13 protein-coding genes are annotated in these 16860 nt (G+C 69.9%); 11 read left to right on the top strand and 2 right to left on the bottom strand.

What is annotated here, in order from left to right; translation table 11 throughout:
* Nucleotides 1-57: 57 nt before the first annotated feature.
* The gene (locus OG698_RS11340) at nucleotides 58-1044 is read right to left on the bottom strand and encodes a hydroxyacid dehydrogenase (protein ID WP_406110967.1); all 987 of its coding nucleotides are present in this window, start codon (nucleotides 1042-1044) and stop codon (nucleotides 58-60) included.
* Nucleotides 1045-1342: 298 nt separating this feature from the next.
* Here OG698_RS11340 and OG698_RS11335 point away from each other — a divergent pair, with 298 nt between their 5' ends.
* From OG698_RS11335 to OG698_RS11300, 8 genes are all read left to right on the top strand, one after another.
* Nucleotides 1343-2299 (top strand): ABC transporter permease, encoded by a 957-nt coding sequence (locus OG698_RS11335; protein WP_406102976.1) that lies wholly within the window; start codon nucleotides 1343-1345, stop codon nucleotides 2297-2299.
* Between the two features lie 91 nt (nucleotides 2300-2390).
* On the top strand, nucleotides 2391-3251 hold the full coding sequence (locus tag OG698_RS11330) for a carbohydrate ABC transporter permease (protein ID WP_406110965.1): 861 nt from the start codon (nucleotides 2391-2393) through the stop codon (nucleotides 3249-3251).
* A gap of 63 nt (nucleotides 3252-3314) precedes the next feature.
* The gene (locus OG698_RS11325) at nucleotides 3315-4988 is read left to right on the top strand and encodes a hypothetical protein (protein WP_406102975.1); all 1674 of its coding nucleotides are present in this window, start codon (nucleotides 3315-3317) and stop codon (nucleotides 4986-4988) included.
* Nucleotides 4985-6427: a M1 family metallopeptidase gene (locus OG698_RS11320; protein WP_406102974.1), complete on the top strand. Its 1443-nt coding sequence runs from the start codon at nucleotides 4985-4987 to the stop codon at nucleotides 6425-6427. The genes OG698_RS11325 and OG698_RS11320 overlap by 4 nt, the downstream gene beginning before the upstream one ends.
* Nucleotides 6428-6435: 8 nt before the next feature.
* The gene (locus OG698_RS11315) at nucleotides 6436-8661 is read left to right on the top strand and encodes a right-handed parallel beta-helix repeat-containing protein (RefSeq protein ID WP_406102973.1); all 2226 of its coding nucleotides are present in this window, start codon (nucleotides 6436-6438) and stop codon (nucleotides 8659-8661) included.
* Between the two features lie 218 nt (nucleotides 8662-8879).
* The gene (gene tdh / locus OG698_RS11310) at nucleotides 8880-9908 is read left to right on the top strand and encodes an L-threonine 3-dehydrogenase (RefSeq protein WP_406102972.1); all 1029 of its coding nucleotides are present in this window, start codon (nucleotides 8880-8882) and stop codon (nucleotides 9906-9908) included.
* A gap of 54 nt (nucleotides 9909-9962) precedes the next feature.
* Entirely contained in the window at nucleotides 9963-11177 is a 1215-nt protein-coding gene (locus OG698_RS11305) for a glycine C-acetyltransferase (protein WP_406102971.1), read from the top strand.
* 290 nt (nucleotides 11178-11467) lie between these two features.
* Entirely contained in the window at nucleotides 11468-12367 is a 900-nt protein-coding gene (locus tag OG698_RS11300; RefSeq protein ID WP_329568539.1) for a LysR family transcriptional regulator, read from the top strand.
* A 16-nt stretch (nucleotides 12368-12383) separates the two neighbouring features.
* Here the strand turns inward: OG698_RS11300 and OG698_RS11295 are convergent, their stop codons facing one another.
* The gene (locus tag OG698_RS11295; protein WP_406110963.1) at nucleotides 12384-13397 is read right to left on the bottom strand and encodes a LacI family DNA-binding transcriptional regulator; all 1014 of its coding nucleotides are present in this window, start codon (nucleotides 13395-13397) and stop codon (nucleotides 12384-12386) included.
* Nucleotides 13398-13657: 260 nt separating this feature from the next.
* Here OG698_RS11295 and OG698_RS11290 point away from each other — a divergent pair, with 260 nt between their 5' ends.
* From OG698_RS11290 to OG698_RS11280, 3 genes are all read left to right on the top strand, one after another.
* Complete coding sequence (locus tag OG698_RS11290; protein ID WP_399968316.1) at nucleotides 13658-14521, top strand: ABC transporter permease; 864 nt, start codon at nucleotides 13658-13660, stop codon at nucleotides 14519-14521.
* Between the two features lie 61 nt (nucleotides 14522-14582).
* The gene (locus OG698_RS11285; RefSeq protein ID WP_406102970.1) at nucleotides 14583-15611 is read left to right on the top strand and encodes an ABC transporter substrate-binding protein; all 1029 of its coding nucleotides are present in this window, start codon (nucleotides 14583-14585) and stop codon (nucleotides 15609-15611) included.
* A 37-nt stretch (nucleotides 15612-15648) separates the two neighbouring features.
* Nucleotides 15649-16470: an ABC transporter ATP-binding protein gene (locus OG698_RS11280; RefSeq protein ID WP_406102969.1), complete on the top strand. Its 822-nt coding sequence runs from the start codon at nucleotides 15649-15651 to the stop codon at nucleotides 16468-16470.
* Nucleotides 16471-16860 lie beyond the last annotated feature (390 nt).

Genomic DNA, 16860 nt, shown 5'->3' with positions numbered 1-16860 from the left:
CGACCCGTCCCGCGACCGTTCCGTGCGCAGAGCCTATGGCGTCCGCCGGGCGCCCGTTCACGCGATCCGCTCCAGTTCCTCCAGGAGTACGGGGTGGTTGAGCGGCACCCCGCGCGCGTAGCGGGCGAGTTCGTCGACCGCGAGGGCACCGAGCCGCCCCACCTCGTTGCCTTGCGCCCCCGCCAGGTGCGGGGTGATGAAGACGTTGGGCAGGTCCCACAGGGGGTGATCGGCGGGCAGCGGCTCGGGGTCCGTGACGTCGAGCACGGCGTCGATCCGGCCGCTGACCAGGTGCGCGATGAGGGCCTCGGTGTCGACGAGTGGGCCGCGTGCCGTGTTGATCAGCAGGGCGCCCGGGCGCATCAGCGAGATGCGCCGCTCGTCGAGCAGGTGGTGGGTGAGAGGGGTGGACGGCGCGTGCAGGGTCACGACGTCGCTGGTGGCGACGAGGGTGTCGAGGTCGGTGCGGGTGGCCCCGAGCAGCTCCGCCTCGGCGTCGCTCACGTACGGGTCGTGGAGCAGTACGTCGGCGTCGATGGAGCGCAGCAGCTGGATGACCCTGCGTCCGGTGCGTGAGGCGCCGACCACGCCGACGGTGATGCCGTGCGTGCCGAGCCAGTGGTGGCGGTCGAGGTCGGCCGCGGTGCGGTGGGAGCGGCGGGAGCGGAAGAGCTGGGCGAGCGGGAAGGCCCGCTTGGCGCCCATGATGATCGCCGCGAGGGTGAACTCGGCGACGGGTACGGCGTTGGCGGCCGCTGCGGACGACACCGCGATGCCGCGCCCGTACGCCTCGGGGGTCAGGAACGTCTTGACCGTGCCCGCCGAGTGGATCACCGCGCGCAGCCGCGGCGCCCGGTCGAGCACACCTGTGTCGATGGGCGGGCAGCCCCAGCCGGTCAGCAGGACCTCGCACTCGGCGAGCGCGGCCACCGCCTCGGGACTCCCGAACTCGCCCACCACCTGCGGTGGCCGGATGTCCGCGGACTCCTCGAGCCGCAGCCGTACGGCGGGCGGAAAGACGTCGTCGAGCAGCCCCGCGTCCATCGCCAGGACGGTACGGGGCCTGCGTGGGGGCCGTGTGGAGCCGGCGGAGTCGGCCTGGACCGGCGACTCGTCAGTGGTACGCACCCTGCCTCCGGACAGTAAACGTGTTCTATGAAGTCACCGCACGCTAGGGATCGCGAGGGGTGAGCGTCAAGCATGCCGACCACGACCCTCGCCCGCCTTAGCGCGAGATAGCGCCAAATGCCCGTCAGGAACGGGCAGTTGAAAAGCTCGCTTAACTCAGGTGTTGCCCAGACCTATTGACGCGAGGGGTAACCGATTACTAACTTGCCGCCCCATGGCTGATACAACGCCCTTCCCGCCGCGGGCAGTTCACCGCCTCTCGCTGGGGCAGCGGCTCAAGCGGGACAAGGTCATGCTGCTGCTGACCCTGCCGGGCCTGCTCTATTTCTGCGTGTTCCACTACGTGCCGCTCCTCGGCTACGTGGTGGCGTTCCAGGACTACCAGCCGTACCTGGGCTACATGCACAGCGCCTGGTCGGGCGTCTCCAACTTCACGTCCGCCTTCGCCGACCCGGCGTTCTGGTCGGCGACCGGTAACACGCTGAAGATCGCGCTCGTCCAGCTGGTGTTCTTCTTCCCGGTCCCCATCGCGCTCGCGCTGCTGCTCAACAGCATCGTCAGCGACAAGGTCCGCCGGTTCGTGCAGAGCGTCGTCTATCTGCCGCACTTCATCGGCTGGGTCATCATCGTCTCGATCTTCCAGCAGATCCTCGGCGGCGCCGGCGTCCTGCCCGACCTCCTCGGCCAACTCGGCCTGCCGCGCTACGACATGACGACCGACCCGGCCGCCTTCCCCTGGCTCCTCACCCTTCAGGTGGCCTGGAAGGACGCGGGCTGGGGCACGATCATCATGCTCGCAGCCCTGCTCAACATCGACCGCGGCCTGTACGAGGCGTCGGCGATCGACGGTGCGGGGCGCGCCCGGCGCCTTTGGCACGTCACGCTGCCCGGCATCTCCCCGGTGATCATCCTGCTCCTGATCCTCAACCTGGGGCAGATCCTCTCCGTCGGCTTCGAGCAGATCCTGCTCCAGCGCGACGCGGTCGGCCCCGCCGCCGGTGAAGTCCTCGACACCTACGTGTACTTCCACGGGATCAAGAACAACGACTGGGGCACGTCGGCGGCCGTAGGGCTGGTCAAGGCGGTCATCGGCACCGTCCTCGTACTCGGCGCGAACAAGTTCGCCCACCGGCTCGGCCACGAAGGGGTGTACCGCGGTGCTGACCGCTGAGACGCAGACGGCGGCCGCCGGACGCCGCACACGCAAGCCCGCCGCCCCGGCCGAAACCGGCATGAGAGTGACCGACGGCCGCCCGCCCTGGATGGAGAAGCCCACCCGAACCGGCCTGTTTCTCAAGGGACTTGTGCTGGTCCTGGTGGTCGCGGCCGTCGCCTACCCACTGCTCGGAGTGATCGGCACGAGCTTCGCCTCGCAGTCCGACATCATCCGCAGCCCCGGCCTGGTCCTGTGGCCCGACCACCCGACGCTGGAGGCGTACCGCACGGTCTTCAGCGGCGGCGTCGTCACGCACGCGCTGCTCGTCTCCGTCGGCGTGACCCTCGTGGGCACCGCGACCAGCGTCCTCGTCACCATCGGGATGGCGTACGGCCTCTCGCGCCGCGAGGTCACCGGCTCCCGCTTCATCCTCATGACGGCCCTGTTCACGATGCTCTTCGACCCGGGCATCATCCCCAAGTTCCTCACCGTCAAGGAACTCGGTCTGTACAACACCCTGGCCTCGCTCGTGCTGCCCACCATGGTCAGCGCGTTCAACCTGGTCGTCCTGCGCTCCTTCTTCATGAACCTGCCCGAGGAGCTGTACGACGCCGCGAAGGTGGACGGCGCCGGCGACCTGCGCACCCTGGTGCGCATCGTGCTGCCGCTGTCGAAGGCCGTCATCGCCGTGATCAGCCTGTTCTACGCGGTGACGTACTGGAACGCCTTCTTCAACGCGATGCTCTACCTGAGCGACAACGACAAGTGGCCGCTCTCCATGGTGCTGCGCACCTTCGTCCTCCAGGGCCAGTCCCTCGAAGGGGCCTCGGCCGGTGAGGCCCTCGCGCCCCAGCAGGCCGTACAGATGGCCGTCCTGGTGATCGCCGTCGTGCCGATCCTGTGTGTCTACCCCTTCCTCCAGCGCTACTTCACCAAGGGCGTCCTCACCGGCGCCATCAAGGGCTGACCCCGCACAGTCCCCGCTCGCACCCCCCGCGCCCATGTCCCCTCCGTCACCGAGGAGTTCACCGTGCCGCGCTCCACCCCCATCAATCGCAGAAACCTGCTGAGGACGTCCCTCGGCCTGGGCCTCGGACTCGCCGCGGCCCCGCTGCTGACCGCGTGCGGTGACGGCGGCGCCGCCGAGAAGTCCGCCGCGAAGAGCCGCAAGGTGCTGCCGTCCACCGTCACGGCCAACAGCGTCAAGGCCGACCTCCCCGGCACGGCCGCCGGTGTGCCCAACGCCTTCTACAGCTACCCGAAGACCCCGGTGCGCTCCGTCCAGGGCGCTCCGCTCAAGGGAGCCAAGACCGTCAAGACGTTCACCGAGACCTATGCGCCGCCCGCCCCGGACCGCGGCAGGAACGCCGCCTGGCAGGCGATCGAGAAGCGGCTCGGCGGCACGGTCGACATCACCGCCGTGGCAGCCGACGACTATCCGGCGAAGTTCTCGACGATGGTCGCGGGCGGTGACCTCGCGGACGTCTTCATGTATCCGGAGACCGGCGGGGTCGACCACAAGGCGGCCTTCCTCGCCGCCGAATGCGCCGACCTGACGCCGTTCCTGTCCGGCGACAAGGTCAAGGCGTACCCGAACCTCGCGGCGATCCCGGCGAGTGCGTGGCAGCAGGCCCTCTACGGAGACAAGCTCTACGGCGTCCCGATCACCCGCTACGGCACCTCCGGCGCCGGCTTCTACCGGCACGACCTGTTCAAGGAGGTCGGGGTCGACAACCTCGACCAGATCACCGACCTGGACCGCTTCTTCGAGGTCTGCAAGGAGCTGACGCAGCCGAAGAAGAAGCAGTACGCGATCATCGCGGGCGCCACCAGCATGCTCGCCATGTCGGCAGGCGCGCCCTACTTCTGGTCGATGGACAAGAAGACCGGCAAGTTCACCGCCGACCTCGAGACCGACGAGTACCGCTCTGCCGTCGAGATGGCGGCCAAGCTCTACAAGGCGGGCTGCTACTACCCCGGCACCCTCGCCATGACCGGCGCCCAGAAGGCCCAGTACACGGACCTCTTCAAGAACGGCAAGGGCGCTTACGTCTACGACGGCATGCCCGCCTACCTTCAGCCCTCCAGCGGTTATGTCGACGCCATGGCCGCCATCGACAAGGGCTATGACGTGCGGCCCTTCGTGCCGGTCGGCACCAAGGCGGTCACCTGGACCGACAACGCCACGCTCAGCGAGTCCTTCGTGAAGAAGGCTCCCAAGGCGCGCGTCGAGCAGATTCTTCGCCTCCTCGACTTCATCGCCGCACCGTTCGGCACCGAGGAGTACACCCTCATCAACTTCGGGGTGGAGGGCGCCGACTTCAAGCGCGACGCCAAGGGCATCCCCGTGCTCACGTCCACCGGCAGCCAGGACATCGGCGTCCCCTGGGGCAAGCTCGCCTCCGCCATCCCGGCCCTTTTCTCGCCGACGTCGAAGGACGCGGTGACGCACGCGCACGAGGCGTACACGAAGCTCATCCCGATGCTGGAGAAGTCCGACTTCCTGGACTACACGTCCCCGACCTGGGACTCGAAGGGATACGGCAGCCTTTACACGCTCAAGCTCGACGGGCTCAAGGACATCATCTCCGGCCGCAAGTCCATGAAGGACTACGACGCTCTGGTCAAGGACTACCTGGCCAAGGGCGGCGAGCTGTGCCGCTCCGAATTCGAGGACGCCGCCCAGAAGGGAGCCGGCAAGTGACCCGCACCGTACGCGCCGCCATCGCCACCGCCGCGGCCGCCGCGACCCTCGCTCTGGCCGCGCCCGCGCAGGCCCACCCGTTCGACCCGAAGCCCGGCGCGGACGGCGTCGGGGACCCGCTCTTCCCGACGCTCGGCAACGGCGGCTACGACGTCCGGCACTACGACCTGTCCTTCGACTTCACGCCGGTGACGTACGACTTCACCGGCACCATGAAGATCAGCGCGAAGGCCACCCAGGACCTCTCCTCCTTCAACCTCGACATCGACTCGCTCGCCATCGACGCGGTGACGGTCAACGGCAAGGACGCGGCCTTCGCCGTATCGCTCGGCAAGAGCGGCCAGGAGCTGACGATCACCCCCGCCGGCGGCCTGCACGACAACCGTCCCTTCGAGGTCGCCGTCACCTATCACGGCAACGGCAAGACGAAGCCCGTCGGCGTCCCCGGCTGGCGCTACATGAGCGACGGAGGGTTCGCCTCCGCGGCGCAGTCGTCCCGCGCCGACACGTTCGCCCCCGTCAACGACACCACGATGGACAAGGCGAGCTGGACCTTCCACCTCACCGCCCCCGACGGCTGGACGCCCGGAGCCAACGGCACCGCGACCGGCACCCGCCCGGCCGGAGCGGGGAAGACCACCTCCGACTTCCGGCTCGACGCACCCATGGCCTCCGAACTCCTCGGCATCTCCGTGGAGAAGCAGACACTCCTGACGGGACGGGGGCCGCACGGAGTGAAGCTGCGCCACTACGTCCCCGACGACCAGGTGGCCACGTACCGGCCGATCGTCGAGCAGACCGGCGGCCAGATCGCGTGGCTGGAGCAGACCCTCGGCGTGCGCTTCCCGTTCGACACCTACGGGATGCAGATCGTCCGCGACGGCTACAGTGACGCGTTGGAAAACCAAACCCTGTCACTGTTCGGGCCGGGCTGGTTCAAGGACGCGTCCACGTCGACGACGTACACGAACGTCATGGTCCACGAAATGACCCACCAGTGGTTCGGCGACTCGGTCACGCCCACCACCTGGCAGAGCGCCTGGCTGAACGAGGGACCCGCCGTCTACTACGCGGCCCTGTGGGCCGACCAGCAGGGCACCGCCTCCATGGAGGACAAGATGAGGACGGCGTACGGGAAGCTCGACGCCGTGCGCAAGACAGACGGGCCACCCGGACTGCCCACCGAACTCGGCGGGTTCAACATCTACGACGGGGCCGCCGTCGTGCTGTACGCCCTCAACCAGCGGGTCGGCCAGGACGACTACGACGCGATCATGAAGTCCTGGCTCACGAAGCACCGGCACGCCAACGCCGACTCCCAGGACTTCATCGACAACGCGGTACGGGTCACGCACGACTCGTCGCTCCGGCCCTTCCTGGAGGACTGGCTGTTCAGCAAGGACAACCCGCCCATGCCCGGCCACCCCGACTGGAGCTGACGCCGACCATGAACAGCACCCGCATCGCCGTCGCCCTCGCCGCCACGGCCGCCCTGCTGTCCACCGCCCCCGCCGCACACGCCGAGCCGTCCGCCCGCGTCCTGCACGCCGCCCCCGACGGCTCCGGCACGGCCTGCACGCACGGCCGCCCCTGTTCCCTCGACGGCGCCCGCGACGCCGCCCGCACAATCGAGGGACGCGACGTGCGCGTCGAACTCGCCGACGGCACCTACACGTTGAGCAGATCCCTGGAGCTCGGCGCGGCCGACTCCGGGCGCGACGGGCACACCGTCACCTGGACCGCCGCGCGAGGCGCCCACCCCGTGCTCTCCGGCGGCAGGGGGCTGAAGGGCTGGGACAGCAACACCGACGGGACCTGGACCACACACGTCCCCGAAGGCGTCACGCCCCGCCAGCTCTTCGTCGACGGGGTACGGGCCGTGCGCGCACGCGGCGCGTCGTGCGCCGCCTCCGTGTGCGACGCCACCAAGACCGGCATGACCGGCGCGAAAGCCACCGGCATCGCCTCCTGGGCCCACCCCACCGACGCCGAGGCCGTCATCAGCGTCCGCTGGCGCAACTACCACTGCCGCATCGACTCCGTCACCGGCGACGTCCTGACCTTCGCCCAGCCCTGCTGGACCAACTCGGCCTCCGGCACGAACCGCACGGGCCCCGCCTGGGACACCACCACGGTCGACTCGTCGCGCTACGCGAAGGTCGCCTACTTCGAGAACGCGCCCGAACTCCTCGACCAGCCGGGCGAGTTCGTCTGGAACTCGGACGCCCGCACCCTCACCTATCTGCCGCGCAAGGGCGAGGACATGCGCCGCGCCAAGGCCGTCACCCCCGCCACCGAGCGGCTCCTCGTTCTCGACGGCGCCCACGACGTACGCGTCGAGGGCATCGGCCTTGAGTACGCGGCCTGGCACCAGCCCTCCACCGACGAGGGCTATGCCGGCATGCAGGCAGGACTCGTACTCACCGGCGCCACCGGCCCCGCCGACCACGCGGGCCGCTACTACACCAAGCCCTCCGCCGCCCTCACCGTGCGCGGCGGCAGGCATGTGACCGTGAACCAGGTGGAGTTCAGGCGGCTCGGCGGCGCCGGAGTCGTGTTCGAAGCCGGCACCCAGGACTCGAAGGTCACCCGGTCCCGCTTCACCGACCTGTCCTCCGGAGCCGCCTACATAGGGGACACGGAACCCATGCCGGCCCCTGAACTCGTGGGTGCGCGCAACACGGTGTCGTACAACACCATCCGCCGCACCGGAGTGGAGTTCACCGACGCCGTCGGCATCTGGGCGGGCTACGAGGCCGCCACTGTCATCGACCACAACACCCTCGACGACCTGCCTTACTCGGGCATCTCCGTCGGCTGGGGCTGGAACCAGCCCGAGGCCCGGAAGTCCGTCCTGCGCGACAACCGGATCACGAACAACCGGATCACGAACGTCATGCGCGTCGAGCACGACCAGCACGACGGCGGCGCCATCTACACCCAGCGCGCCCAGCCCGGCACCGTCATCTCCGGCAACTACATCAACCGCAGCGCCTTCGGCAACACCGAGCGCGACGGCAACGGCATCTACCTCGACGAACAGTCCAGCCACATCCGCGTCGAGGGCAACGTCCTCACCCGCCTCGGCTACAAGTGGGTGTCGAACTGGGCCGACTACGGCATCGACAACCACGCCACCGGGAACTGGACCGACACCGACGCCCCCGCCCTCGCCGGCACCGGCTCGGCGATGACCGACAACCACACCGAGCTCGACCGGCTCCCCGCCGCCGCGCTGAAGGTGGCCGCCGCGGCGGGCGCCCAGGGCCAAGGCCGCGTCGAACAGCTGCGCCCCGACCTCGCGCGAGGCGGCACCGCGACCCAGTCCTCGACGGACGGCACCGCGGCGGCGACGTACGCCACCGACGGCGACACCTCCACCGACACCCGCACCCTGTCCGAGCCGGGCGCCTGGTGGCAGGTCGACCTGGGCTCCGTACAGCATGTAGGCCAGGTCGAGGTCTGGAACAACACCTCGATGACCACGACGGGCTTCGACGTCCAGCTGTCCCGCACGGCGGACTTCGCCGACGCCACCACCCTCCAGGTCCCGGGCAAGGCCCTGCGGCCCACCGTCCTGGACGCCGGCAAGGGCACCGAGGCCCGCTACGTACGGATCAAGCTCACGGGAACGGGACGCGTGGCACTCGCCCACGTACTGGTCCACCCGTGATCCCCGGGCCGAGGGAGGCCTGAAGGAAACCTGCGGCGGCGCTTAAGAAATCCTCGATGGACCAAGAGCGCCGCCGTACGGCAGATTTGCCCCGTCGGCAGCAGGGCGCGCCGTAGCCGCACCAAGGCGCCCGCCCGTGCTGTCATTTCACTCTTCCCCTCGCACGGCGGCCGGTCCCGGCATGCCGCGACGCGGGGTGCGACGACGGGAGCCGTGCGTTGAAGGCGCTGGTCAAGGAGAAGTCCGAGCCGGGTCTGTGGCTGACGGACGTGCCCGAGCCGTCCATCGGCCACGGAGATGTGCTGATCAAGGTCCTCAGGACCGGGATCTGCGGCACCGACCTCCACATCCGCAACTGGGACGGCTGGGCGCAGCAGGCGATCAGCGCGCCGCTGATCGTCGGCCACGAGTTCGTCGGCGAGGTCGTCGAGACCGGCCGTGACGTCGCCGACATCGCCGTCGGGGACCGCGTCAGCGGGGAGGGCCACCTCGTCTGCGGCAAGTGCCGCAACTGTCTCGCCGGGCGGCGCCACCTGTGCCGCTCCACGGTCGGGCTCGGCGTCGGACGCGACGGAGCGTTCGCCGAGTACGTGGCTCTGCCCGCCGCCAACGTGTGGGTGCACCGCGTGCCCGTCGACCTCGACGTGGCCGCGATCTTCGACCCGTTCGGCAACGCCGTGCACACCGCCCTGTCGTTCCCGCTGGTCGGCGAGGACGTCCTGATCACCGGCGCCGGGCCCATCGGCCTGATGGCCGCGGCCGTCGCCCGGCACGCCGGTGCCCGCAACGTCGTCGTCACCGACGTCAGCGAGGAGCGGCTCGACCTGGCCCGCAAGATCGGCGTCAGCCTCGCCCTGAACGTCGCCGAGTCGACGATCGCCGAGGGCCAGCGCACCCTCGGCCTGCGCGAGGGCTTCGACGTCGGTCTGGAGATGTCGGGCAACCCGGTCGCCATGCGCGACATGATCGCCAACATGACCCACGGCGGCAAGATCGCCATGCTCGGTCTGCCCGCCGAGGAGTTCGCCGTCGACTGGTCGCGGATCGTCACCTCGATGATCACGATCAAGGGCATCTACGGCCGCGAGATGTTCGAGACCTGGTACGCGATGTCGGTCCTCCTGGAGGGCGGCCTCGACCTCGCCCCGGTGATCACGGGCCGCTACAGCCACCGTGACTTCGAGGCGGCCTTCGACGACGCGGCGAGCGGCCGCGGCGGCAAGGTCATCCTCGACTGGACCGTCTGACCCGGCCCGGCCGGCACCGACCTCCCGACCGACCTCTTCTTTAAAGGAAGACGCATGTTCAACTCCGTACGCGAAGACATCCAGGCCACGCTCGACGAGATCACCGCCGCGGGCCTGCACAAGCCCGAGCGCGTCATCGGCACCCCGCAGTCCGCGACGGTCGCCGTCACCGCGGGCGGCCGCCCCGGCGAGGTCCTCAACTTCTGCGCGAACAACTACCTCGGCCTCGCCGACCACCCCGAGGTCATCGCCGCCGGCCACGAGGCGCTCGACCGCTGGGGCTACGGCATGGCCTCCGTCCGCTTCATCTGCGGCACCCAGGAGGTCCACAAGGAGCTCGAGGCGCGCCTGTCCGCGTTCCTCGGCCAGGAGGACACGATCCTCTACTCCTCCTGCTTCGACGCCAACGGCGGCGTCTTCGAGACGATCCTCGGCGAGGAGGACGCCGTCATCTCCGACGCGCTGAACCACGCCTCGATCATCGACGGCATCCGCCTCTCCAAGGCCCGCCGCTTCCGCTACGCCAACCGCGATCTCGCGGACCTGGAGCGGCAGTTGAAGGAGGCGCAGTCCGCGCGCCGCCGCCTGATCGTCACCGACGGCGTCTTCTCCATGGACGGCTATGTGGCGCCGCTGCGTGAGATCTGCGACCTCGCCGACCGCTACGACGCCATGGTCATGGTCGACGACTCGCACGCCGTCGGCTTCGTCGGTTCCGGCGGCCGCGGCACCCCCGAGCTGCACGGCGTCATGGACCGCGTCGACATCATCACCGGCACCCTCGGCAAGGCGCTCGGCGGCGCCTCCGGCGGCTATGTCGCGGCCCGCGCCGAGATCGTCGCGCTGCTGCGCCAGCGCTCGCGCCCGTACCTCTTCTCCAACAGCCTCGCCCCGGTGATCGCGGCCGCGTCCCTCAAGGTCCTCGACCTCCTGGAGTCGGCGGGCGAGCTGCGCGAGCGGCTCGCCGCGAACACGGCGCTCTTCCGCACGCGCATGGCGCAGGAGGGCTTCGACATCCTGCCCGGCGACCACGCCATCGCGCCCGTCATGATCGGCGACGCGTCCGTCGCGGGCCGCATGGCCGAGCTGCTCCTGGAGCGGGGCGTGTACGTGATCGGCTTCTCGTACCCGGTCGTCCCGCAGGGGAAGGCCCGGATCCGCGTCCAGCTTTCCGCGGCGCACTCCACCGAGGACGTGAACCGGGCCGTGGACGCCTTCGTCGCGGCGCGCGCGGAGCTCGACGCGGAGTCCGCCGGGGCGGCGAGCTGACCTGGGGCCTGTCCGGCGGATCATGCCGGGGCGCGGGCTCTGGCAAGCCCTTCCTCAAGCTCTTGAGGAGCAGGGGCCCCATCGGCGTTGTCGTCAATGACCATCGATCCGCGATGCCCCAGTCCTCCGCCTTGTGGCTGCACGCTCCCCCCTGCTCGGCTTCGCTCGAGCAGGGGGATCCCCATGACCCCGCTCGTCGGCGCGGACATTCACGGCCACCCGGTTCCGGCCTGATCCGCCGGACGGCCCCCGGTTCGGACATCGGCGGCACATTTGGGAGAATCGGTCGCATGATCGAAGCGCGGCGGCTGCACATCCTCCGTGCGGTGGCCGACCACCGCACCGTGACGGCGGCTGCCGCCGCGCTCTATCTGACCCCGTCGGCGGTCTCCCAGCAGCTGACCGCCCTGGAGCAGGAGACCGGCCACCGGCTCGTCGAGCGGGGCGCCAGAGGTGTCCGGCTCACCCCGGCCGGCGAGATCCTGCTCACGCACACGAACGCGGTCCTCGCGCAGCTGGAGCGGGCGGAGGCCGAGCTCGCCGCGTACAGCTCGGGGGCGGCCGGCACGGTCACCGTCGCCGCGTTCGCCACCGGGATCGGCCTGGTCGTCGCACCGGCCCTGACCCGCCTCGCGCGGACGGCGCCCGGCATCCGCATCCGCGTCCAGGACGCCGAGGGCGACGCGAGCCTGCCCATGGTCCTGGACCGGCAGGTCGACGTCGCGGTCGCCGTCGAGTACCGGGGGGCGCCGGGCGCGGACGACGCCCGCCTCACGCGCGTACCGCTGTACGCCGAGCCGTTCGACGCGGTGCTTCCCGCCGCGCACCGTCTCGCCGCGTCCGACCGGGTGCCGCTCGCCGAGCTGGCCAAGGACACCTGGATCGGCCCGTTCCCCGGCAACCCGTGCCACGACGTGGTGGTCCTGGCGTGCGAGCACGCCGGTTTCCAGCCGCGGGTCGAACACTCCTCGGACGACTTCCGCGCCGTCGTCGCCCTCGCCTCGGCGGGTGCGGGCGTCGCCCTGGTGCCGCGCTCGGCGCTGCGCGGCATGGACCTGTCCGACGCGGTCGTCCGCCCCGTCGACGGGGTGGCTCCGACCCGCAGGGTCTTCGCGGCGGTTCGCTGCGGAGCGGAGGAGCACCCCTTGATCAGGCCGGTCCTGGAAGCGCTGGGGGAAGCGGCCGAGTAGCCGAGAGGCGACCGGGTCACCCCGGTGTCCCCGTGCTCGCCCGTATCCGTACCTCGCCCACGATCCGCTCCACCCGCGAGCGCGGCCCCCTCGGTTCGCGCAGCGCGAGGTCGAGGGCGGCGCGGCCCATGCCGGTCAGGGGGAGGGCCACCGTTGTGAGGGGCGGGGTCAGTTCGCGGACCAGCGGGATGTCGTCGAAGCCTGCGAGGGAGATGTCCTGAGGGACGCGCAGCCCGTGGTCGCGGAACGCGGCGAGCGCCCCCACGGCCATCACGTCGGTGACGGCGAAGACGCACGTGGGCCGGGGTGCGCGGCGCAGCAGTTCGCTCGCCGCCGCGTATCCGCCGTCACGCGTGAAGGCGCCCTCGACGACCCGCTCGTCCGCCAGCTCGACCCCCGCCTCGGCGAGACCTTGCCGGAATCCGGTCAGCCGGTCCGCGACGGTCGTCAGCCGCGCGGGCCCGGCGAGCACCCCGAACTCCCGGTGACCGAGGCCGAGCAGCGCCCGGGCGAGCGCCGCCGCCCCTGCCCGGTTCTCCGGCAGTACGGTGTCGACGCGCAGACTGCGGTGCCGGCTCACGACGGCGACCCGGCCCCCGCCGCGCAGATAGGGAGCGATCTCGGACTCCAGTGAACGCTCCCACGCGGGGTCCTGGAAGCCGGAGCCGATGAGCAGGATCGCGCGGGTCCGCTGCGCCCGCAGCATGGAGATGTACGCGATCTCGCGCTCGGGCGCGCGGAACGTGCTGGACAGCATCACCAGCAGCCCGCGCTCGGCGGCCCGCGCCATGATGCCGCTGGCGATCGCGGCGAAGTACGGGTCGCCCACGTCGTGGCAGATGACGCCGACCGTGTTGTTGGAGGCGCTGGCGAGGGCCTGCGCGTGGGCGTTCGGGATGTAGCCGAGTTCGTCGGCCGCGGCGCGGACCCGGCGTAACAGGTCGTCGCGGACGCGGGTGGTTCCGTTCAGGGCGCGGGACGCCGTCGCGGGGGAGACCCCCGCGGTGCGGGCCACCGCGTCGAGAGTCACGTGCGGTTCTTGCGGGTGCCCGTGCGGTTCGCTCACTCTGCCCCCTCGGATTCCGGTCGCGACACCGGTCGCAGGAAACTTCGGAACGGCCTATTGACCCTGTGCTCCACGAGTCATTAGCGTGGCTGACATCGTACCAGAAAGCGCTTTCTGAAAGCGATTTCCCCTCTTCGTTACCGTCCCACCTGTTGTTCCGTTACCTCGCGAGTTCTGTTACCTCAGCTCTCCTCAACTGCCTCCCGATTCCGTAGGAGTTCATCGTGAGTCAGAGCACACTGCCAGCAACTCCCGCCAAGACAGCTGGAGTTGCCGACCGGCAGGGGCCCAGCCTTGGCCGGCGTGCCGCGGACATGGCCGAGCGGAGCTGGCGCCCGGTCGCGCTGCTCGTCGTCTGTTTCGTCGCCTGGTGGGTGATCGCCGCGGCGGAGCTGGTCGAGCCGTATCTGGTGCCGTCGCCGGGGCGGACTCTCGACGTCATCCTCGACAAGCCGGACTACCTCTGGCAGCACACCTGGGTGACCACGTACGAGACGCTGCTCGGCTTCGTCATCGCCGTAGGCGTCGGCATCTTCTCCGCCGTGATCATGGTCTACTCGTCGACCGTCGAGAAGACGCTCTATCCGATCCTGCTCTTCGCCCAGGTCGTCCCGAAGATCGCGATCGCGCCGCTGTTCGTGGTCTGGCTCGGCTTCGGCATCGCGCCGAAGATCCTCATCGCCGTACTCATCGCGTTCTTCCCGGTCGTCATCTCGATGGTGACCGGACTCAAGGCCGTCGACCCGGAGATGCTCCAGCTCTCCGCGACGATGGGCGCGAGCCCCTGGCAGACCTTCCGGAAGATCCGCTTCCCGGCCTCCCTGCCGCACCTGTTCTCCGGCCTCAAGGTGGCCGTCACGCTCGCCGTCACCGGCGCCGTCGTCGGTGAATTCGTGGGCGCCAACGAGGGGTTGGGCTACGTCATCCTCCAGGCCAACGGCAACCTCGACACCCCGATGCTCTTCGCGGGACTGCTCGTCATGTCCTTGATCGGTGTCGTGCTGTTCGTCCTCGTCGAGATCGCCGAGAAGCTGCTCCTGCCGTGGCACGCGAGCCGCCGCGACGTCGCGGCGACCACGGCGTACTGAACGCCGGCACCCCGGGAACCTCCCCGGACCACTCACCGACCGTCGCGAGAAGGGCCGCCCCATGCACGCGCGCAGACTCCTGACCGGACTCGTCCCCCTGACGCTCGTCGCCCTCACGGTGACGGCCTGCGGCGACGACTCCGACGCCACGTCGACCAACGACTCCGGCAAGAAGCTCGACAAGGTCACGCTGACGCTCAACTGGTACCCGTACGGCGAGCACGCGCCGTTCTACTACGGCAAGAAGGAGAAGATCTTCGAGAAGCACGGCATCGACCTGGAGATCCGCGCTGGCCAGGGCTCGCAGAAGACCGTGCAGGCCACCGGCGCGGGCCAGACCGACTTCGGCTGGGCCGACACCCCCGCGGTGCTCGCGGGCGTGGACCAGGGCGTCAACGTGAAGAGCCTCGGCGTGTTCCTCCAGACGACGCCCGCCTCGGTGCAGTCCTTCGCGAGCCAGAACATCAAGTCTCCGTCGGACCTCAAGGGCAAGACCATCGCGGGGACGGCGGGCGACGCGCTCTCCAAGACGTTCCCCATCTTCCTCAAGAAGAACGGCCTCTCCGAGTCGGACGTCAAGGTCCAGAACACCGACCCCGCCGGCAAGATCGCCGCCGTCATCTCGGGCAAGACCGACGCCCTCCTCGGCTACGCGAGCGACCAGGGCCCCACCATGCAGGACAAGGCCAAGAAGGACGTCTCGTACCTCCGCTTCTCCGAGCACGGCCTGAACTTCTACTCGAACGGGCTCATCGCCGGTCCCAAGACCCTTCAGGGCAAGGGCGATCTGGCCAAGCGCATGGTCGAGGCCGTCAGCGAGTCCTGGGCCGCAGCGGAGAAGAGCCCCGAGCCGGCCGTCGCCTCCATGAAGGGCGCGTCCGAGCAACTCCCGCCGGAGAACGTGCTGTCCGAGCAGTTCAAGACGACCCTGACCCTCCTGCACACGGACGCGACGCAGGGCAAGGCGCCCGGCGCCAACACCGAGGCCGACTGGCAGCAGACCATCGACGTCTTCGCCCAGGCCGGCATGGTCAAGAGCGCGAAGCCGGTGGCGGACTACTGGGATTCGGCCAACGGGATCAAGGGCTGAGCACCCGTCCCGTACAGCCCACAAGGAGAGCTGCACCATGCCGAAGGACGCGACACTGAAGAAGGCCGCCACGGCGAGCGGACACGTCGGGCCCGCCGTGCGCGCGGCGGACGTCGACGTCCGCTTCCGTACGAAGAAGAAGGACGTCACCGCCCTCACCGACGTCTCGCTCGACGTCGCGTCGGGCGAGTTCGTCGCCATCGTCGGACCGTCAGGCTGCGGCAAGTCCACGCTCCTCAAGCTCGTCGCGGGGCTCCTTTCGCCCTCGTCCGGTGAGGTCAGCCTCTACGGCGAGCGGGTGCGCGGCCCGCGCCACGACATCGGGTACGTGTTCCAGCGCGCGGCCCTCCTGGAGTGGCGCTCGGCGCGCCGCAACATCCTCCTCCAGGCGGAGATGCGCGGCATGGCCACCGAACTGGCACGCGCGCGTGCCGACGAACTGATCCGGATGACGGGCCTCACCGGCTTCGAGGACGCGTATCCGCACGAGCTGTCGGGCGGGATGCAGCAGCGGGTCGCCCTGTGCCGGGCCCTGCTGCACGAGCCGCCCGTCCTCCTCATGGACGAGCCGTTCGGCGCGCTCGACGCGCTCACCCGCGAGCAGCTCAACGTCGAGATGAACCGCATCTGGCGCCAGACCCGCACCACCGTCCTCCTGGTGACCCACTCCATCCCGGAGGCCGTCTACCTCGCGGACCGCGTCGTCGTCATGAGCCCACGCCCCGGAACCGTCACCGAGATCATCGACGTCGGCCTGCCGGCCGAGCGGGACTACGCGCAGACGCTCGCGACCCCCGAGTTCCGCACGGCGACGGGCCGCATCCGCGCGCTCCTGGGGGCGGTCTCGGCGCACGACTGAGCGCGCACCGGCACGCCTACGACGTGCACGTACGCCTTACGCGCACGGCAGGGACCGTTCCTAAACAGCATGCAGGAGTGAGTCTTGGACTAATGTCCTGGAACTGTGCGCATCCCGAACGGTGTTGGATGCGCTGGTCTCCCGCGTTCTCGTTGTCCATGTCAGGCGAGGCGCATCGTGTGCACGCTCCGTGACGGGACGGCGGGGTACCTCACGCCCTGAGATACGGTGATCGGCCTGGACGGTCCGATGCCCACGACGATCGCTCCGGTCGTAGCGGGGCGGTGTCGTCCGCCGCCGGATCGAATGTCCGAGGGCGCGCCTACCGATCGCCACCGAAGCGGCGCATGGCGAGTCGCAATGCGCATTACGCTAGTGGGGGCTTGCGCC

Source organism: Streptomyces sp. NBC_01003, from assembly GCF_045162695.1.
Taxonomy (GTDB): Bacteria; Actinomycetota; Actinomycetes; order Streptomycetales; family Streptomycetaceae; genus Streptomyces.
This window is presented reverse-complemented; position numbering and strand designations above follow the sequence as displayed.